Genomic DNA, 15351 nt, shown 5'->3' with positions numbered 1-15351 from the left:
GTTTTTTAGTCATGTAATTTCCTCAGTTAGCGGGAGTGTGCTCCCATTGAGGTGTCCGATTTTATTAGACCACTACATACCGTCAATCCGAGGTATGTTGTCCTCATAGAAGTCGATCAGGAGAATTCCATGCTCACCATGCCACGACAACCAGATGAGACTCCGCCGGAAAGTGCAATCGCATTCCGAACCCGGCATCGGTCACTCGTCTGGTCCAATCCGAATGCCAGCGACGCCCTGTTTATTCGTCATGCCCTGCTCCAGCCCCGGTTCACGGTCCTGCTCGATGCAGCGGTGGCGTTCGGCATGGACGTCCTGTATGCCGAATGGAACAGCCTTCTTGCGGATGACGGCGAAGAAGTACGACGCGCAACTCCCGTAACTCAACGCATGCTGAAAAATATTCAAAATGGATACGAGCAAACTACGTCCTGATACGGGTCTGGTATGGGAAAAAATTCGGGAGCACCCGGATCTCCATGGTTTTGTACTCATCGGTGGTACGGCATTGACGATGCGTATCGGTCATCGGGTCAGCGAAGACCTGGATTTCGCCTATCCAGCCACGCGACTTCCGGATCGACAACTTCAGCAATTTTTACGTGCAGCGGCCGACACGGGACTGCGCCTGGTACTCAATCAGAATCCACTGGATGTCGACGATGCCATTGACGCCGGCAATCAACTTGAGCATTACCAACAAGACTACCTCGCCAACAATACCGTGAAGGTCACTTTCTTTGCCCCCGAACCAGAACTCAACGCAGCGCTCGGTTTCGCCCCGGCAGCGCCGCTGCGCGTTGCCACTCTCGATGAATTGTTTGCATCGAAAGCGCTGGTCTGTGCAGAGCGATCAAAAACCAGGGACTGGTTCGACCTCTATACGTTGATGACCGCACATGGATATGCGATGCAGGATCTGCATGGCGTTTTCGCGAAGCTGGGCATCTTGCCCAAGTTCGCCATTGCTTCGACAAGACTGCGCAAGTGCGTACCGCTCATCAGCGACGAAGGTTACGAACAATTGCTGGCAAATCCTCCTTCGTTGCAGACCATGCGCGAGTACTTCAATGAAGCAATCGACAAGGTTGAAGTAGCCTTGGCAAAGTCCGCTTTCGGGCAACTGGCTGACCGATCAACCGGTCCAGCCCGGTGAACGCTTCACGGTGCACCATCCCTTGGGCGTCCTCCGGTGCAATGCACTGACTGCGGCAACTGATTCTGTCTTTGCTTCGTCATGACCTAGCCGGGGGCGGCCCAGCAGCCGGCCCCCTACAACTACCGCTCAATCGTAGGGTGCAATAACCGCAGGGCATTGCACCAGATGCGCCGGTAACATTCGCCAGAACACGGACCCGCCACCACGCTGCAAGTCTGCCCCGCAGGCTGGGTCAGTGCCGTAGGGTGGGCACGGCAATATCATACCCACGCGAATGCGACACCGAAGCTGGAGATGGCCGACATCCTTGGTACGCGCGCGTGGGCACCAAAAACCGTGCCCACCCTATGCGACTACCGAACGTAGGCGGTACGCACGGTGCAATGCCCTTTGTTTATTGCACCCTAAGCGACTGACCTTCTCGTTGAACTTGACGGTTCTTCGTTTGGATGGCGATGTACTGATCCTATTTCCATACCGGAAGGCCGACGGAAAAATCCGGTAGCGCGACACCCTAAAAGACGCATAAACTACACATTTAAGACATTAATCAAACCGAATGTGTAGGATATATCTCATTATGACCACTGAAAAAATTATCACGCAGCTCATTACCCGTCGCCGCGAATTAAAAATTACACAGGATGAACTTGCGCGTCGCGCCGGGGTGAATCGCCGTACGATCGTCGCTATTGAAGCTGGGACCAGCGATGTCGGCTTGCGTCGCTTGTTACGCATACTGACGGCAATGGATATGAGCGTCACACTAACGCTGGGCGCGGGCAGACCCACGGAAGCCGAATTGACCAGCATTTTCAGGGATGACAATGACTAGCAAAGTGAAGCTGCTACACATTCAAACAACACAAGGTTATGCAGGCACGCTGGTGCGCGAGTCTCAAATTGTATTCAACTACCGCGCTGGAAGTACCGCACAGGAAATCGGTTTGACCATGCCGTTGACGGCAAAAAGTTACAGTCACATCGGGTGCAATAACCGAAGGGCATTGCACCAAATGCACCGGCAATCTTCGCCAGAATAGGGTACCGCCGCGCCGCAGGACGCGGACCGCGACGATCAACCCACGCAATTTTTAAACGCAGCTAACCTGCACCGAAGTAACTGCCCCCGCACCCATCACTGCCGTCCCCGTACCCGCCACCACGCTGCAAGTCTGCCCGGCAGGCTGAGTCAACACGGCTACGCCATAGGAAGTGCCATCCGCCACCGTCGTGGGCATCGTAAAGGATTGTGCACCCGCCGCCGGGCTGAAGATATCGCTACCGTTGGTCAGCACCAGGCCGGCCGTATTCAGGTTGGCTATGGTGCCGCCCACTGTGTACTTGTTCGGTACGCAAACAACATTGGCGGTGGTAATCGCGATGCCACTGGCAGTACCGGTCGCGTTGGCGACGGCGCAGGTCAGGCGGGCCGGCTGGGTCTGCACGGTGATGGCGAACGAGGCGTTCACATCGATCTGGGCAGGAAACGTGTAAATGATTGCATTGACCGGAATGGCGACGGTACTGCTGGTGCCGTTGGCGAGCACCAGTCCGTCCGTGGTCAGGCCGGACACGGCCCCGCCCAGATTGACAGTGGTGTAACCGCCGCAGGCCGCCAGTGCGCAGGACAGGAGCAGCGCAGCAGGAAGGCGCAGAGTGGAAGTAAGTGTGGTCATCGCAGGCTTTCGGAAACGGGTAAAAAAATCAGAGTGGATCACGGATAAATCAGACGACCGGCTTCGCGACGCAAGTGACCGCCACGTTGCTGACATTGGTCGTGCTCATCGTGCCGACGCCATTCGCTACCGTGCAGTTCAGGCCGGTTGGCTGGGTCAGCACCGTCACACCATAGGCGAAACCATCGCCGATCTTGGTCGGCATGACGAAGGTGCCGGTGTTGACCGGCACGGCGACGGTGTCGCTGCCATTGGCCAGCACCAGTCCGCTCGCAGTCAGGTTGTAGACGGAACCGCCCAGCGTCTGATTCGGCACGCACGCGACCAGCACATTGGTGACATCGGCACTTGCCACGCCACTGCCATTGGTGACGCGGCACGTCAGGTCGGGCGAGTTGGCTGTCACCACCGTGAGAAAGCCATAGCCGGTCGGAACCCGCGCAGTAAAGTTAAACGTGCTGGTATTGGTCGGCAACGTGACGCTGGAATAGCCATTGTTGAGCGTCAGCGTGCCAATCGTCAGGCCAGTCACGGTGCCGCCCACACTGATATTGGAAACATTGCTGCCACCGCCGCAGGCCGCCAGGCCGGTGACGGACGCCAGCACGATCGCGGCACGGGAAATCAAGGTCAGTGTCTTCATGAGTACTCTTTAAAATTATTCGGAGGCCGGTCGTCGACGCGGATCAATCCGGCATCTTTATACGCTAATTCGGGTGCCTTACGATACCTGATGCAATGATTTAGTTGCATGCAAATTGATCGCACACACCAAAAAAAATCCACGCGCTTGATCGCACGTGGATGAACCCATTAGTCAATTGGGAGAGGAGAAGACTGGATGCACATCGATACGATAAGTGTCCGGACTACGCCGACCCCGCGCCCTTACAAACGCTTACGGTCACCGGCAATCCTGTAGAAATCAGACCGATGTCACCACCTGCCCGTCGACCAGTTCGATGATGCGATCGCATTGGTGCGCCAGCGCGAGGTTGTGCGTCACCAGCAGGAAGGTGGTGCCGCTGGCCGATGCAATATCGCGCATCAGTGCAAAGACACCCTCGGTGGCCTTGGTATCGAGGTTGCCAGTGGGCTCGTCGGCCAGGATCAGCGGTGGCGACATCGCCAGTGCACGGGCGATCGCGACACGCTGCTGCTGACCGCCCGACATGTTCGATGCCGGATAATCGGCGCGCTCGGCCAGCCCGACCCGCGTCAGCAAATCGCGCGCGACGGCGCGCATGGCTGCATCGGGCCGGCCGCGATCGAGCAGCATTGGCATCATCACATTTTCGAGCGCCGTGAAGGCTGAGATCAGATAGTGCGACTGGAACACGAAGCCGATCCGATGACCGCGCAGGTGCGTCAGTTGCGCCTCATCGAGCGTGGTCGTATCGGTACCTTCGATACGCAACTGGCCACTCGTCGGACGATCGAGCAAACCGATCAGGTTGAGCAGCGTGCTCTTGCCGGAGCCGGACGGACCGATCAGTGCGACAAACTCGCCTTTCTGCAAGACCAGATCGATGCCGTGCAGGATTTCGATTTCGGTCGGCGTGCCAATGCCAAACGATTTACGGATGCCGCTCAGGCGCAAGACCTCGTTGGCCACCTCAGCCACCTTAGCCACCTCAGTCACCTTAGCCACGAATGGCCTCGACCGGTTGCAGCCGCGCCGCACGCAAAGCTGGTGTGACGGCGGCCGCCAGTCCGGTCAGCGTCGCCAGCAGCGCCGCCCACAAGACTAATTGCCCACTGACCGTGATGACAAACATCGGCGTGCCATCGGGATTTTTTGCCACCAGTCGCCACAGCAGCAGCAAGCCGGACGCCATCGCCGACCCCAGTACCGAACCGAGCAGTCCTACGATGCCACCCTGAATCAGGAAGAGTCGCATGATCTGTCCGCGCGAACCACCCATCGCACGCAGGATGCCGATCTCTTTCGAGCGCTGCACCACCGAGACCACCAGCACGCTGGCGATACCGGCGGCGACCGACAGGCCGACGAAGAGCCGAATCATCTGGCTGGAAAATTTTTGTGCATTCAAGCCCAGAAAAAACTGGTTGTTGGTGGCAATCCAGCTCAACGCCTGCAGCCCGGTCGCAGCGGAAATCGATTGCGCCACCAGCTCGGCATCGAACGGCATCTTCACCGTCAGGTCGATGGTCGACACCCCGCCGACCAGGCCAGTCAGGTTTTGCGCAGTCGACAGCAGCACATAGACATTGCGCTGATTGACGGCCCGGTTACCGAGGTCGAACAGGCCGGCAATCGTCAGTGTCAGGTTGCCGCCATTGGCGCTGGTGACACGCAACTTGTCACCGACCTGCACGCCCATGTCCTCGGCCAGCTGGATGCCGATCAGCATGTCGGTGTTGGTCATCCGGTAGCTGCCGGCGGTGATCTTTTCGGGCAGAGGGACAATCCGGGCGTACTGCTCGGGATCAATGCCGATCAGCGAAATCGACTGGCTGGCGTCACCACGCAAGACAAACGCGGGCCCGGTCACCGAGGGCGACACTGCCAGCACGTCGGGACGCAACTGCATTTCCGCGCGCACCTTTTGCCACTGGTCGATCGAACTGATGCGCTGCGACGGCTTCTGCTGCGCCATCAGGACTTGCGTGCCATCAGCATCGGTGCGCTGCGGCTGAGCGACCTGCTGCGGACGTTGCAGCACGATGTGCGGTTGCGAACTGAGCACCCGCTTGAACAGGTTTGATTGCAAGCCATCGAGCAGGGCCGACATGAAAACAATCACCGCCACACCGATGGCAGCGCCAACAATAATGAAGATCGATTGCAGCCGTCCTTCGCGCAAAAAGCGCACGGCAGCGATCCACTCGAACGGCAGCCAGTCATTCATCGCAGGTCGGCTCGGATGCGGTCGCCCTCGGCGACATTCGGCGTCAAGCCCGGCAACACCTGTTCGCCCGCTTGCAGACCCGCCAGGATTTCAACCTTGCCGATACCGCGTGCACCCGGCTTGACAGCTTGCCGCACGGCGCGTCCGGCACGCGCAACGAGCACCCAGGGTTGCGCGCCGGCGCTGTCACGCAGTGTCGATATCGGCAGCACCAGCGTATCGCTTTGGCGCGCGACTTCGATATCGACCGAGACCGTCATGTCCTGCCGCAGCCACGCCGGCGGCTCGGCGACATCCAGCTTGACGATCACCGATCCACGCGCAGGGTCGACCGACGGATTGAGGTACGCGACCCGCGCCGCAAAGCGCCGTGAAGGATACGCATCGGCCGCGCCGAGGGCCGGCTGGCCGAGCTGCACCGTGGCCAGGTTGCGCTCGTCGATCTGCACCACCAGTTGCGTCTTGCCGACCGGCGACAAGACCATCAGCGCCTTGCCCGGCTGGACCACGTCGCCCGGCTCAACGTTGCGGGCAATCAGCGTGCCATCGGCTGGCGCGCGGATTTCAGTCAAACGCAAGCGCGCCTGCGCCAGATGCAAACTGGCTTCGGCCTGCTGCAACGCGGTGCGCGCGAGCAGCGTGTCGCTGCCATCGGCGCGACTGGTCGCGACCTGCAACTGCGCGCTGCGCAACTGGCTGGCAGCGATATCGAGATTGCGCCGGGCATCATCGAGCGCGGCCTGACCGACGAAACCCTTCTGCTGCAGTTCGCGGGACCGTGCATGCTGGCGACGCACATTGGCCAGCGTTGCCTCGGCCTGCTGCTGCGCTTGCTGCGCCAGCGGCAAAGCGACGCTGCGGATTTGCTGCAGCTTTGCCTGTGCTTGCGCGACCGCCGCGACGGCCTGTTCGACGGCGGCACGGGCTTCACTGTTTTCGAGTGCGATGAGCAACTGACCGGCCTGCACCGACTGCCCTTCGGCCACCGGGATGGTGGCCACGGTGCCGGTCACCTGGCTGCCGATATCGACCCGTAACGGCGTCTCGACCCGGCCGCTGGCGACCACGGTCTGGACCACGTCGCTGCGCTCGACCAGCACCACCGGCACACGCGGACCGGCCACCACACGCCAGCCACCCCACAGCACCAGGGCCAGCAGCGAGGCCGCCAGCAGCCCGCGACGCACCGAAAATTCAGGCCACGTCATCGCCGTCTTTCGGCAGGACGTGGGGCCGGTCGTCATCCTGCAAAACGCGCCAGCCGGGACCAACCAGATCATCAAACTGGCCATTGTCGGACGCACGAAAAAAAAACCAGATTGCAGCAAACACGACGCCAATACTTAACGGAACCAGCAGAAAGAGGGCTTCCATGATCAGGGATTCTTTCTCGACGAAGAACGCACCCGGCGCAGGCGCAACGCATTCAATACCACCACGGCAGAACTGACCGACATGCCCACGCCGGTCATCCACGGAGTGAGCCAGCCCAGCGCTGCCGCCGGGATCGCGACGACGTTATACATCGTCGCCCAGCCGAGGTTTTGCCGGATCACTGCCAGTGTTTGCGCGGCGGTGATGTCGACCTCGCACAGCGCCGACAAGTGTCCCGACAACAGCACGCAATCGGCATGCAACTGCGCCAGTGCCGTACCGCCACCCATCGCGAACGAGACATCGGCACCGCTCAGCACGGCCGCATCATTGATGCCATCGCCGACCATCGCGACGATGGCACCGTCGCGCTGCAAGGCCTGCACATAGGCCAGCTTCTGGTCGGGCAAGACGTCACCCAGCGCGGTGACGATGCCCAGTCCGGTCGCGACTTGCTGCGCGACGGCTTGCTGGTCGCCGCTGAGCAGGATGACGGTCTTGCCGTCGCGCTGGAAATGGGCCACGACCTCGCGTGCATCGGTGCGCACGCCATCTGCCAGATCGAAGCGCGCCAGCCAGCCGGCAGCGTTGCCGAGATAGACGGCGGTGGCATCGGGCGAGCCCGCATCGTCGATCGCACCGGCAAGTTCGGCGACAAAGGTGGCCGTGCCAAGCCGGTAAGTGCGGCCCTCGAAGATGGCCTCCAGACCGCGCCCCGCCACTTGCCGCACATCGGCCACCTGCAGCGCCGCTCCCGGAATATCCTGCGCCGCCGCAACGAGGGCGGCGGCCAGCGGATGGGCGCTGGATTGTTCCATTGCTGCGGCCAGTTGCACGCACCAGTCCAGCGATGCGGTAGCGAGCAGTTCGACGTGCTGCAAAACCGGCTTGCCGACTGTCAGCGTACCGGTCTTGTCGAAAATGATGTGGGTGGCGCGATGCAGGGTTTCCAGCACAAGCGGTTGCACGATCAGGATGCCGCGTCGCACCAGCCGGTCTGTTGCCGCTGCCAGCGCGGTCGGCGTGGCCAGCGACAACGCGCACGGACATGACACCACCAGCACCGCAATCGCAATCGGCCAGGCCCGCGCCGCATCGGCCCATTGCCAGTAAAAAAATACCGCCAGCGCAAACAGCAACAGGATGCCGACAAACCACGCCGCGACCTGATCGGCCCATTGCGCCAGTTGCGGCTTGCCCTGCCCGGCCCGTTCGATCAGCTTGACGAGAATCGACAAGGTGCTGTCACGCGCAGCCTGCGTGATCCGCATGACCAGCGGCTGGGTCGCGTTGACCGCGCCGCCGGGCAGCATCGCACCGATGCCCTTGCGCAGCGGCTGGCTTTCGCCGGTCAGCAGCGACAGGTCGACCGCGCTGTCGCCTTCGAGCACCAGCCCGTCGGCCGCAATCGCTTCGCCGGGACGCACCAGAATCACGTCACCTTCGCGTAACTGGCCAGCGGCGATCAGCACCAGTGCGCGGTCGTCCGGATAGCCGGGCATGGACCAGGCGGAAGCGGGCAAGGCCGATTGCAGATTGTTCAGTGCCGAGGCCGCCTTGCGCCGCGCCGACAATTCCAGATAGCGACTGCACAGCAGCAAAAAAATGAACATCGTGATCGAGTCAAAGTAGACCTCGCCGCCACCGCGCAAGGTGGCCAACACGCTGCCGACGAAGGCCGCGCCAATGCCCAGCACGACCGGCACGTCCATGCCGAGCTGACGACTTTTCAGATTGATCCACGCCCCCCGAAAAAACGGCCGGGCCGAATACAGCACCGCCGGCAAAGTCAGCAGCAGGCTGGCCCAGCGCATCAGGCTGGCCATGTCGGCATCCATGGTGCCGTCGCTGGCCATATAACCCGGCAGCACGTACATCATCACCTGCATCATCGACAGGCCAGCGATGAAGAGTTGCCGGAACAGCGTCTTGCGGGCGCGATCAAGTTGCGCACCGTGGCGCACCGGGTCGTACGGATAAGCCGCGTAACCGATTTCACGCAGTGCGATGAGGATGTCGCTGGGCTTGCAACGGCTGCGGTTCCAGCTAATCTGCAGGCGTTCGGTAGCCGCGTTCATGGCGACGGCCTGCACGCCGGGCAAGCGCGCCAGACGGCGTTCGATCAGCCAGACACAGGCGGCGCAGCGGATGTCTTCGATCAGGAAAATCGCTTCGGCGCTGTTGCTGCCATCCTCTGCTTCTGTTTCTGTTTCGGCTTCAGTGTCATAGAGGCGCAGTTCGGGCGGGATCAGGCCATCCTGCGCGGCGGTGACCGCAAAGCCTTCGCGCGTGCGGTAGTAATCGCTAAAGCCGTTGTCGACAATGCTGTGCGCGACCGCTGCGCAACCGGGGCAGCACATCGGCTGGACGACTGCATCGATCGTGACTTGCCAGGCGCTGCCGGCCGGCACCGGCAAACTGCAATGGAAGCAGTCATTCATGACGCCATCGGCGTGATGCACACCGCGTCGAGCCAGCTGCCCGGCATGCCGTGCGCAGCGTGCCACAAGCCGAGTAGTCCGAACGCCAGCACCAGCAGGCCACTACCAACGCGCACGCCGGGCTTTTGCATCACCACCCGCAATTGCGTGCCGAGCACGCCCATCACCAGCAGCGTCGGCAAGGTGCCCAGCCCGAAGGCCAGCATCACGCTCGCACCGGACAACGGCGAGCCGGTCAGCATCGCGGTCAGCAGCACGCTGTAGACCATGCCGCACGGCAGCCAGCCCCACAAGCTGCCCATGGCAAACATTTTTAGCGGACTATCGAGCGGCAGCAGGTGGCGCGTCAGCGGCTGAAGCAACTTCCAGAGCGACTGGCCAAGTGACTCAATGCGGACCAGTCCCTGCCAGGCACCCGTCAAGTACAAGCCCAGCACGACCAGCATCAGGTTGGCCAGCCAGAGTCCACCCAGCTGGAATGCCGCGAATCCCGTCAGCATGCGCGCACCGTTGGCCACGCCACCCAGTGCGGCACCGGCCACCGCATAGCTGCCGATCCGTCCGGCGTTGTACGACAGCACCCGCACCAGGCGGTTCGACAACACCGGCACCGGCACCGCCGCCATCACCGCCACCGGAAATGGCCGTGCCGCCGGCACCACCGAGAACGCCGCGACGATGCCACCGCACATGCCGACGCAATGCACACTGCCGAGCAGTCCGATGACGAAGAAAGGCACGAGTGAAAGGGCTGTCATCAGGTGGACGCGTCAGATCGTCTTCGAGTAGCGCAGCGGATCAACGGCGGCGCTGAGGTAGCGGTCGAACACCATGCAGATGGTGCGGATCAGCAGCCGGCCTTGCGGCGTCACGCTGATCCACTCGTCATCCATGGTCAGCAAGCCGTCTTGCGCCAGCACCTGCAACTGCGCCAGCTCGGCGGCAAAATACGTCGCCACGGTGATCGGATAAGCCTGCTCGATCGACGCAATCGACATCTCGAAATTGCACATCAGCAGCTGGATGATCGCCCGTCGCAAGAGGTCATCCATGCTCAGCTTGATGCCGCGCACGATCGGCAATTCGTTCTTGTCGAGATGCGCGTAATAGGCGTCCAGCGTCTTGACGTTCTGGCTGTAGGTCGCCGCCACCGCGCTGATGGCCGACACCCCGCACGACACCAGGTCCAGTTCGGCATGGGTCGAGTAACCCTGAAAATTGCGATGCAGGCGGCCCTGCCCTTGCGCAATCGCGAGGTCGTCAGTGGGACGGGCAAAGTGGTCCATGCCGATGTAGACATAACCGGCTTCGGTGAGCCGACGGATGCACAGCGCCAGCATGTCGAGCCGGGTTGCCGCGCCGGGCAGGTCGGCGTCGAGGATGCGGCGCTGTGGCTTGAAGAGATGCGGCAGGTGCGCATAGTTGTAGATCGCGATGCGATCCGGGCTGGCCGCAATGACCTTGGTTAGCGTGCGTGCCATCGTCATCACGTTTTGCTTCGGCAAGCCGTAGATCAGGTCGATGCTGATCGAACGGAATGTGGCATCGCGTGCGGCTTCGATGATGGCCAGCGTCTCGCTTTCCGGCTGGACGCGATTGACCGCTTGTTGCACGTCGGGATCGAAATCCTGCACACCGAGGCTGATGCGATTAAAGCCCTGCCGGCGCAGCGTGAACACCCGTTCGCGCGAGACCGTGCGCGGGTCAACTTCGATCGCGTATTCGCCGATGTCGTCCGGTGCCAGCTTGAACCAGCGCCGCACATGCGCCATCAGGTCATCCATCTGGACATCCGAAAAATACGTCGGCGTGCCGCCACCGAGATGGACTTGCTCGACCTGATTCATGTCGGCAAACAGCTGGCCCTGCATTTCTATTTCGCGCTTGAGGTAGGTCAGATAGGTCGCTGCCTTCTCGACTTTTTTAGTGACGATCTTGTTGCAGGCGCAGTAGTAGCAGACCGTGTCACAGAACGGAATGTGCAGGTACAGCGACAACGGTTTGCGCCCGCCACGGGTGCGACGGCCGGCGACGGCTTGCAGGTAATCGCGATAACGGAACGCATCGGTGAAATGGTCGGCGGTCGGGTACGAGGTGTAGCGCGGACCCTGCTGTTTGACATTGCCGATGAATTTGCCAATGAGCGCCGCATCAAACTTGACGGATGGGACGGACGTGACCGGGATAAGGGAAACCATCAATTGTGCTCCTGCTGCCAGTCACGCCGAGGCTGGTTACGTGACTTGATGACCGGAGTGTAGAGAGGCACTCTCTCGAAAACTTTGACTCACATCAAAAACGAGGAAGACATGGTGTGTTTGAAAAATTCTGGCGCTGGAACGGGCCCCACTACAGGCCGGCAGGCACCAGCATTCCGGCACGTAGCATCGCATCCTTGACCGATTTCAGGACGGTCGCTTCAGTGAACGGTTTGAGAATGAATCCGCTGGCACCCAGCGACAGGCACTGCTTGATGATGCTCACGTCGCGCTCAACGCTGACCATCAGCACGACCATCTTGTCCAGCTCGGCGCGCAATTGCTTGAGAACATCGATGCCACTGATGTCCGGCATCACGACATCGAGAAAGACCACCTGCGGCTTAAGCTCCATGATCAGTTCATAACCGCGATTGCCGTTGCTGGCTTCGCCGACCACGCGCATGCCGCTGCGGCCCAGTATCGCGCGCAACAACGTGCGGGTCATGTTGTTGTCGTCGATGATCAGTGCATTCAATGCGGCCTCACACAAAAATATTTTCATGGAAGTTACCACAAGTGACCCGATGAACAGAACTATTCTCGCCCTGTGCAGAGCTTACCTGCCGGGCAGTCGCGATGCGGCGGCCAGCGCCTTGAGTACGGTCGCGGCATTAAACGGTTTGACAATGAAGCCGCTGGCACCGGCGGCCACGCACTGCTTGATCGTGTCGGTGTCCCGCTCCCCGGTGACCATCAGCACGAGCACTTGCGGCATCGCTGCCTTGAGTTGCTTGAGAACTTCGATACCGCTGAGATCGGGCATCAGGATGTCGAGGAACACCACATCCGGCAGCAGCTTGAGCGCCAGTTCATAGCCCGCCTTGCCGCCGGATGCTTCGCCGCACACATGGTGCGCCGTACCGAACAGTATCGCCCGCAAGACCGTCCGGGTCATGTCGTTATCGTCAATGGTCAATACGTTCACGGAGTTTTCCCGTTAACCGCGATGCGCCAGCCAGCACCCGGATCAGGACTGGAACTGCACCATCGCGACTACGATACCACCCGGATTACGGTCACCAATGAAAGCAAACCGAAAGACACGGACGACTTGTCAAGCAACGCTACGGTGCTTGTTGCTGCCCACTTCCAACCGGTCAGCGTGCCGCATCGCCGTCACCGCAACCGTCACCGCGACAACGCGGGCATCGCCGGTTTTTTTTGCAAGCGCGGACGGACGACAGGCCGTTCGAACGGCACCGCTGCCAGCGCGTTGACCGCATCGTGCTGATGTGTGAGCTTGAACACCGTCAGCGTCTGCATCACCTTCAGGGTCTGCTCCTGCAAGCTGCCGGCGGCGGCAGCAGCCTGTTCGACCAGCGCAGCGTTTTGCTGCGTGACTTCATCCATCTGCGTGACTGCATCATTGACCTGACCGATGCCGGCATTTTGTTCGTGCGAGGCCAGCGCGATTTCGTTCATGATGCTGCTGACCCGGTCGACCGAGGCGATGATGTCGCGCATCGTGTTGCCAGCCTGTTCGGCCAGTGCCGTACCGCTGCCGATACGTTCGACCGAGACATCGATGAGTTGCTTGATTTCCTTGGCAGCGCTGGCGCTGCGCTGCGCCAGATTGCGTACTTCGGAGGCGACCACGGCAAAACCGCGGCCCTGCTCGCCGGCACGGGCGGCTTCGACGGCGGCATTGAGTGCCAGGATATTGGTCTGGAAAGCGATCCCTTCGATGAGGCTGATGATGTCGACTATCCTTTTTGACGAAGTCGTGATGTCGCCCATGGTCGTGACGACCTGCGCGACAATCGCACCGCCCTTGCCAGCCACCGCAGCGGCTTCGCCCGCCATCGTGTTGGCCTGGGTCGCGTTGCCGGTATTTTGCTGCACCGTCGAGGCCAGTTCTTCCATGCTCGACGCGGTCTCTTCCAGTGCCGACGCCTGCGACTCGGTACGTCCCGACAGATCCATGTTGCCGGCAGCGATTTCCCCGGTGGCCTGACCGATCTGCTCGAAGTTACTGCGCACGTCGCCGACAACCGAATGCAGGTTCACGCGCAACTGCCGCAACGAGCGCAGCAGCTGGCCGACATCATCCTTGCGGGTAGTGCTGATATCTTGCGTGAGATCGCCACCGGCCATGATCCGGCTGGCCAGCAGCGCCTGCCTGACGGGTGCAATCACGCCTTGATACAGCGAGAACCATAAATACGCGACACAGGCAATGGCCAGCAATGCCAGTACCGTCAGCCAGGACGGACCCGAAACAGTGATGTTCATTGCCGCCAGCAGTGCCAGCGCCAGCAGCGCGAAACCCAGGTTCAGGCTGATGCGCTGGCCCAGCGACAGACTGGCCATGCGGCCCAGGCGCGCCATGACCCCGGTACTGACGACGGCACCCTGACTCAAGGCGATCCGGTCGGGATTACCGTTTTTAAGGTTGCGGTACAGCACGCTGGCATCATTGATTTGCTGACGGGTCGGCTTGGTCCGCACCGACATGTAACCGGTCTCGCGACCGTTTTCCATCACCGGCGTGACGTTGGCGAAGACCCAGTAAAAGTCGCCGTTCTTGCAGCGGTTCTTGACCATGCCGGTCCATGACAGGCCACTCTGGATGGTGGCCCACATGTCGGCATAGGCTTCCACCGGCATGTCGGGATGGCGCAGGATATTTTGCGGCGAGCCGATCAGTTCCTGCTCGGTGAAACCGCTGACCTCGACAAAGTACGGGTTGACGTAGGTGATGTTGCCTTGCCGGTCGGTGGTCGAGACGATGGTTTGGTTATCGCTCAGAGAATATTCGATGTCGGTTACCGGGGTGTTCATGCGCATGATGGCGGTCTCGTTGAGGGGTTGGACTACGGACTGGCGCTAACAACAAACCGAACAGCGCAATCCTTGCTTTTTTTACCCTGCCTGTCAGTCTCAAAATTACGAAGACTTTCGGGCGAACAAGACCAGTGTATTTCCATCACGAAACTACTGTAGTTGATATAGATCAAATATTTTTTGTCACCTCAATAAAATTCCTGATGGTCACTCATGGTGGCGATCCGCACGGCCGGTGCAATGCCCGTTGGTGATTACACCCTTGCAGGCTATTTTTAACGGTTGAGTTTGAGTTGATTGATGTGGGACCTCGGTCTTCTTGAGTCACCGTTCGAAAAAAGTGCAGGACAGCGCCCTTGGCGTAATCAACTTGATCAACGGTTTTTTGAACCGCAAATCGTAGGGTGCAATAACCGCAGGGCATTGCACCGAATGCTCTGACTGCGGTAGCTGATTCTGTCTTTGCTTCGTCATGACAGGCAGATGTCAGGCTACTTGGTGTGGTACTCGCGTAGGGTGCAATAACCGAAGGGCATTGCACCGAATGCACTGTCTGCGGTAACTGATTCTGTCTTTGCTTCGTCATGACAGGTAGATGTCAGGCTACTTGGTGTGGTGCTCGCGTAGGGTGCAATAACCGAAGGGCATTGCACCGAATGCACTGACTGCGGTTGCTGATTCCTTACGCGCTCCGCCACGACCTAGCCGGGGGCGGCCCGGCAGCCGGTCACTTCTTTTTGCTTCGCCAAAAAGAAAGTAACCAAGAAAAAGGCGACCGCG

The 15351-nt window shown here is 60.4% G+C and carries 16 protein-coding genes; 4 read left to right on the top strand and 12 right to left on the bottom strand.

Annotated elements, in window-relative coordinates; all coding sequences use genetic code 11:
- The first annotated feature begins 129 nt into the window (after nucleotides 1-129).
- From QN370_RS19920 to QN370_RS20765, 4 genes are all read left to right on the top strand, one after another.
- Nucleotides 130-435 (top strand): hypothetical protein, encoded by a 306-nt coding sequence (locus tag QN370_RS19920; RefSeq protein ID WP_322128133.1) that lies wholly within the window; start codon nucleotides 130-132, stop codon nucleotides 433-435.
- A complete protein-coding gene (locus QN370_RS19915; protein WP_322128134.1) occupies nucleotides 410-1156 on the top strand; it encodes a nucleotidyl transferase AbiEii/AbiGii toxin family protein in 747 nt (248 codons plus the stop codon). The genes QN370_RS19920 and QN370_RS19915 overlap by 26 nt, the downstream gene beginning before the upstream one ends.
- Nucleotides 1157-1739: 583 nt before the next feature.
- Nucleotides 1740-1994: a helix-turn-helix transcriptional regulator gene (locus QN370_RS19910; protein ID WP_322128135.1), complete on the top strand. Its 255-nt coding sequence runs from the start codon at nucleotides 1740-1742 to the stop codon at nucleotides 1992-1994.
- Nucleotides 1981-2202, top strand: coding sequence for a HipA N-terminal domain-containing protein (locus QN370_RS20765; protein ID WP_416347712.1), 222 nt, complete (start codon nucleotides 1981-1983; stop codon nucleotides 2200-2202). The genes QN370_RS19910 and QN370_RS20765 overlap by 14 nt, the downstream gene beginning before the upstream one ends.
- Before the next feature lie 51 nt (nucleotides 2203-2253).
- Here the strand turns inward: QN370_RS20765 and QN370_RS19905 are convergent, their stop codons facing one another.
- The 12 genes from QN370_RS19905 to QN370_RS19850 all read right to left on the bottom strand — a co-directional run bounded on the left by QN370_RS19905 (nucleotide 2254) and on the right by QN370_RS19850 (nucleotide 14574).
- Nucleotides 2254-2838 (bottom strand): hypothetical protein, encoded by a 585-nt coding sequence (locus QN370_RS19905; RefSeq protein ID WP_322128136.1) that lies wholly within the window; start codon nucleotides 2836-2838, stop codon nucleotides 2254-2256.
- A gap of 49 nt (nucleotides 2839-2887) precedes the next feature.
- Nucleotides 2888-3481, bottom strand: coding sequence for a hypothetical protein (locus QN370_RS19900; protein ID WP_322128137.1), 594 nt, complete (start codon nucleotides 3479-3481; stop codon nucleotides 2888-2890).
- Nucleotides 3482-3763: 282 nt separating this feature from the next.
- Nucleotides 3764-4471: an ABC transporter ATP-binding protein gene (locus QN370_RS19895; protein ID WP_322128138.1), complete on the bottom strand. Its 708-nt coding sequence runs from the start codon at nucleotides 4469-4471 to the stop codon at nucleotides 3764-3766.
- Nucleotides 4472-4481: 10 nt separating this feature from the next.
- The gene (locus QN370_RS19890) at nucleotides 4482-5711 is read right to left on the bottom strand and encodes an ABC transporter permease (RefSeq protein ID WP_322128139.1); all 1230 of its coding nucleotides are present in this window, start codon (nucleotides 5709-5711) and stop codon (nucleotides 4482-4484) included.
- Entirely contained in the window at nucleotides 5708-6919 is a 1212-nt protein-coding gene (locus QN370_RS19885) for an efflux RND transporter periplasmic adaptor subunit (RefSeq protein ID WP_322128140.1), read from the bottom strand. Before QN370_RS19885 ends, QN370_RS19890 begins: the two co-directional genes overlap by 4 nt.
- Nucleotides 6906-7085: a cbb3-type cytochrome oxidase assembly protein CcoS gene (gene ccoS, locus QN370_RS19880; protein ID WP_322128141.1), complete on the bottom strand. Its 180-nt coding sequence runs from the start codon at nucleotides 7083-7085 to the stop codon at nucleotides 6906-6908. Before ccoS ends, QN370_RS19885 begins: the two co-directional genes overlap by 14 nt.
- 2 nt (nucleotides 7086-7087) lie before the next feature.
- Nucleotides 7088-9526: a heavy metal translocating P-type ATPase gene (locus QN370_RS19875; RefSeq protein WP_322128142.1), complete on the bottom strand. Its 2439-nt coding sequence runs from the start codon at nucleotides 9524-9526 to the stop codon at nucleotides 7088-7090.
- Nucleotides 9523-10284 (bottom strand): sulfite exporter TauE/SafE family protein, encoded by a 762-nt coding sequence (locus QN370_RS19870; RefSeq protein ID WP_322128143.1) that lies wholly within the window; start codon nucleotides 10282-10284, stop codon nucleotides 9523-9525. The genes QN370_RS19875 and QN370_RS19870 overlap by 4 nt, the downstream gene beginning before the upstream one ends.
- 12 nt (nucleotides 10285-10296) lie before the next feature.
- Nucleotides 10297-11724: an oxygen-independent coproporphyrinogen III oxidase gene (hemN, locus tag QN370_RS19865; RefSeq protein WP_322128144.1), complete on the bottom strand. Its 1428-nt coding sequence runs from the start codon at nucleotides 11722-11724 to the stop codon at nucleotides 10297-10299.
- 151 nt (nucleotides 11725-11875) lie between these two features.
- Complete coding sequence (locus QN370_RS19860) at nucleotides 11876-12289, bottom strand: response regulator (RefSeq protein WP_322128145.1); 414 nt, start codon at nucleotides 12287-12289, stop codon at nucleotides 11876-11878.
- 54 nt (nucleotides 12290-12343) lie between these two features.
- The gene (locus QN370_RS19855; RefSeq protein WP_322128146.1) at nucleotides 12344-12712 is read right to left on the bottom strand and encodes a response regulator; all 369 of its coding nucleotides are present in this window, start codon (nucleotides 12710-12712) and stop codon (nucleotides 12344-12346) included.
- 203 nt (nucleotides 12713-12915) lie between these two features.
- Nucleotides 12916-14574: a methyl-accepting chemotaxis protein gene (locus QN370_RS19850; RefSeq protein WP_322128147.1), complete on the bottom strand. Its 1659-nt coding sequence runs from the start codon at nucleotides 14572-14574 to the stop codon at nucleotides 12916-12918.
- Between the last annotated feature and the right edge of the window lie 777 nt (nucleotides 14575-15351).

Source organism: Actimicrobium sp. CCI2.3, assembly GCF_035019065.1.
Classification (GTDB): Bacteria; Pseudomonadota; Gammaproteobacteria; order Burkholderiales; family Burkholderiaceae_D; genus Actimicrobium.
This window is presented reverse-complemented; position numbering and strand designations above follow the sequence as displayed.

Excerpts from the sequence above, each read along its gene's own strand:
- QN370_RS19920 (WP_322128133.1), top strand. The coding sequence starts at position 130 with ATGCTCACCATGCCACGACAACCAGATGAGACTCCGCCGGAAAGTGCA.
- QN370_RS19915 (WP_322128134.1), top strand. The coding sequence starts at position 410 with ATGGATACGAGCAAACTACGTCCTGATACGGGTCTGGTATGGGAAAAA.
- QN370_RS19910 (WP_322128135.1), top strand. The coding sequence starts at position 1,740 with ATGACCACTGAAAAAATTATCACGCAGCTCATTACCCGTCGCCGCGAA.
- QN370_RS20765 (WP_416347712.1), top strand. The coding sequence starts at position 1,981 with ATGACAATGACTAGCAAAGTGAAGCTGCTACACATTCAAACAACACAA.
- QN370_RS19905 (WP_322128136.1), bottom strand. The coding sequence starts at position 2,838 with ATGACCACACTTACTTCCACTCTGCGCCTTCCTGCTGCGCTGCTCCTG.
- QN370_RS19900 (WP_322128137.1), bottom strand. The coding sequence starts at position 3,481 with ATGAAGACACTGACCTTGATTTCCCGTGCCGCGATCGTGCTGGCGTCC.
- QN370_RS19890 (WP_322128139.1), bottom strand. The coding sequence starts at position 5,711 with ATGAATGACTGGCTGCCGTTCGAGTGGATCGCTGCCGTGCGCTTTTTG.
- QN370_RS19885 (WP_322128140.1), bottom strand. The coding sequence starts at position 6,919 with ATGACGTGGCCTGAATTTTCGGTGCGTCGCGGGCTGCTGGCGGCCTCG.
- ccoS (WP_322128141.1), bottom strand. The coding sequence starts at position 7,085 with ATGGAAGCCCTCTTTCTGCTGGTTCCGTTAAGTATTGGCGTCGTGTTT.
- QN370_RS19875 (WP_322128142.1), bottom strand. The coding sequence starts at position 9,526 with ATGAATGACTGCTTCCATTGCAGTTTGCCGGTGCCGGCCGGCAGCGCC.
- QN370_RS19870 (WP_322128143.1), bottom strand. The coding sequence starts at position 10,284 with ATGACAGCCCTTTCACTCGTGCCTTTCTTCGTCATCGGACTGCTCGGC.
- hemN (WP_322128144.1), bottom strand. The coding sequence starts at position 11,724 with ATGGTTTCCCTTATCCCGGTCACGTCCGTCCCATCCGTCAAGTTTGAT.
- QN370_RS19860 (WP_322128145.1), bottom strand. The coding sequence starts at position 12,289 with ATGAAAATATTTTTGTGTGAGGCCGCATTGAATGCACTGATCATCGAC.
- QN370_RS19850 (WP_322128147.1), bottom strand. The coding sequence starts at position 14,574 with ATGCGCATGAACACCCCGGTAACCGACATCGAATATTCTCTGAGCGAT.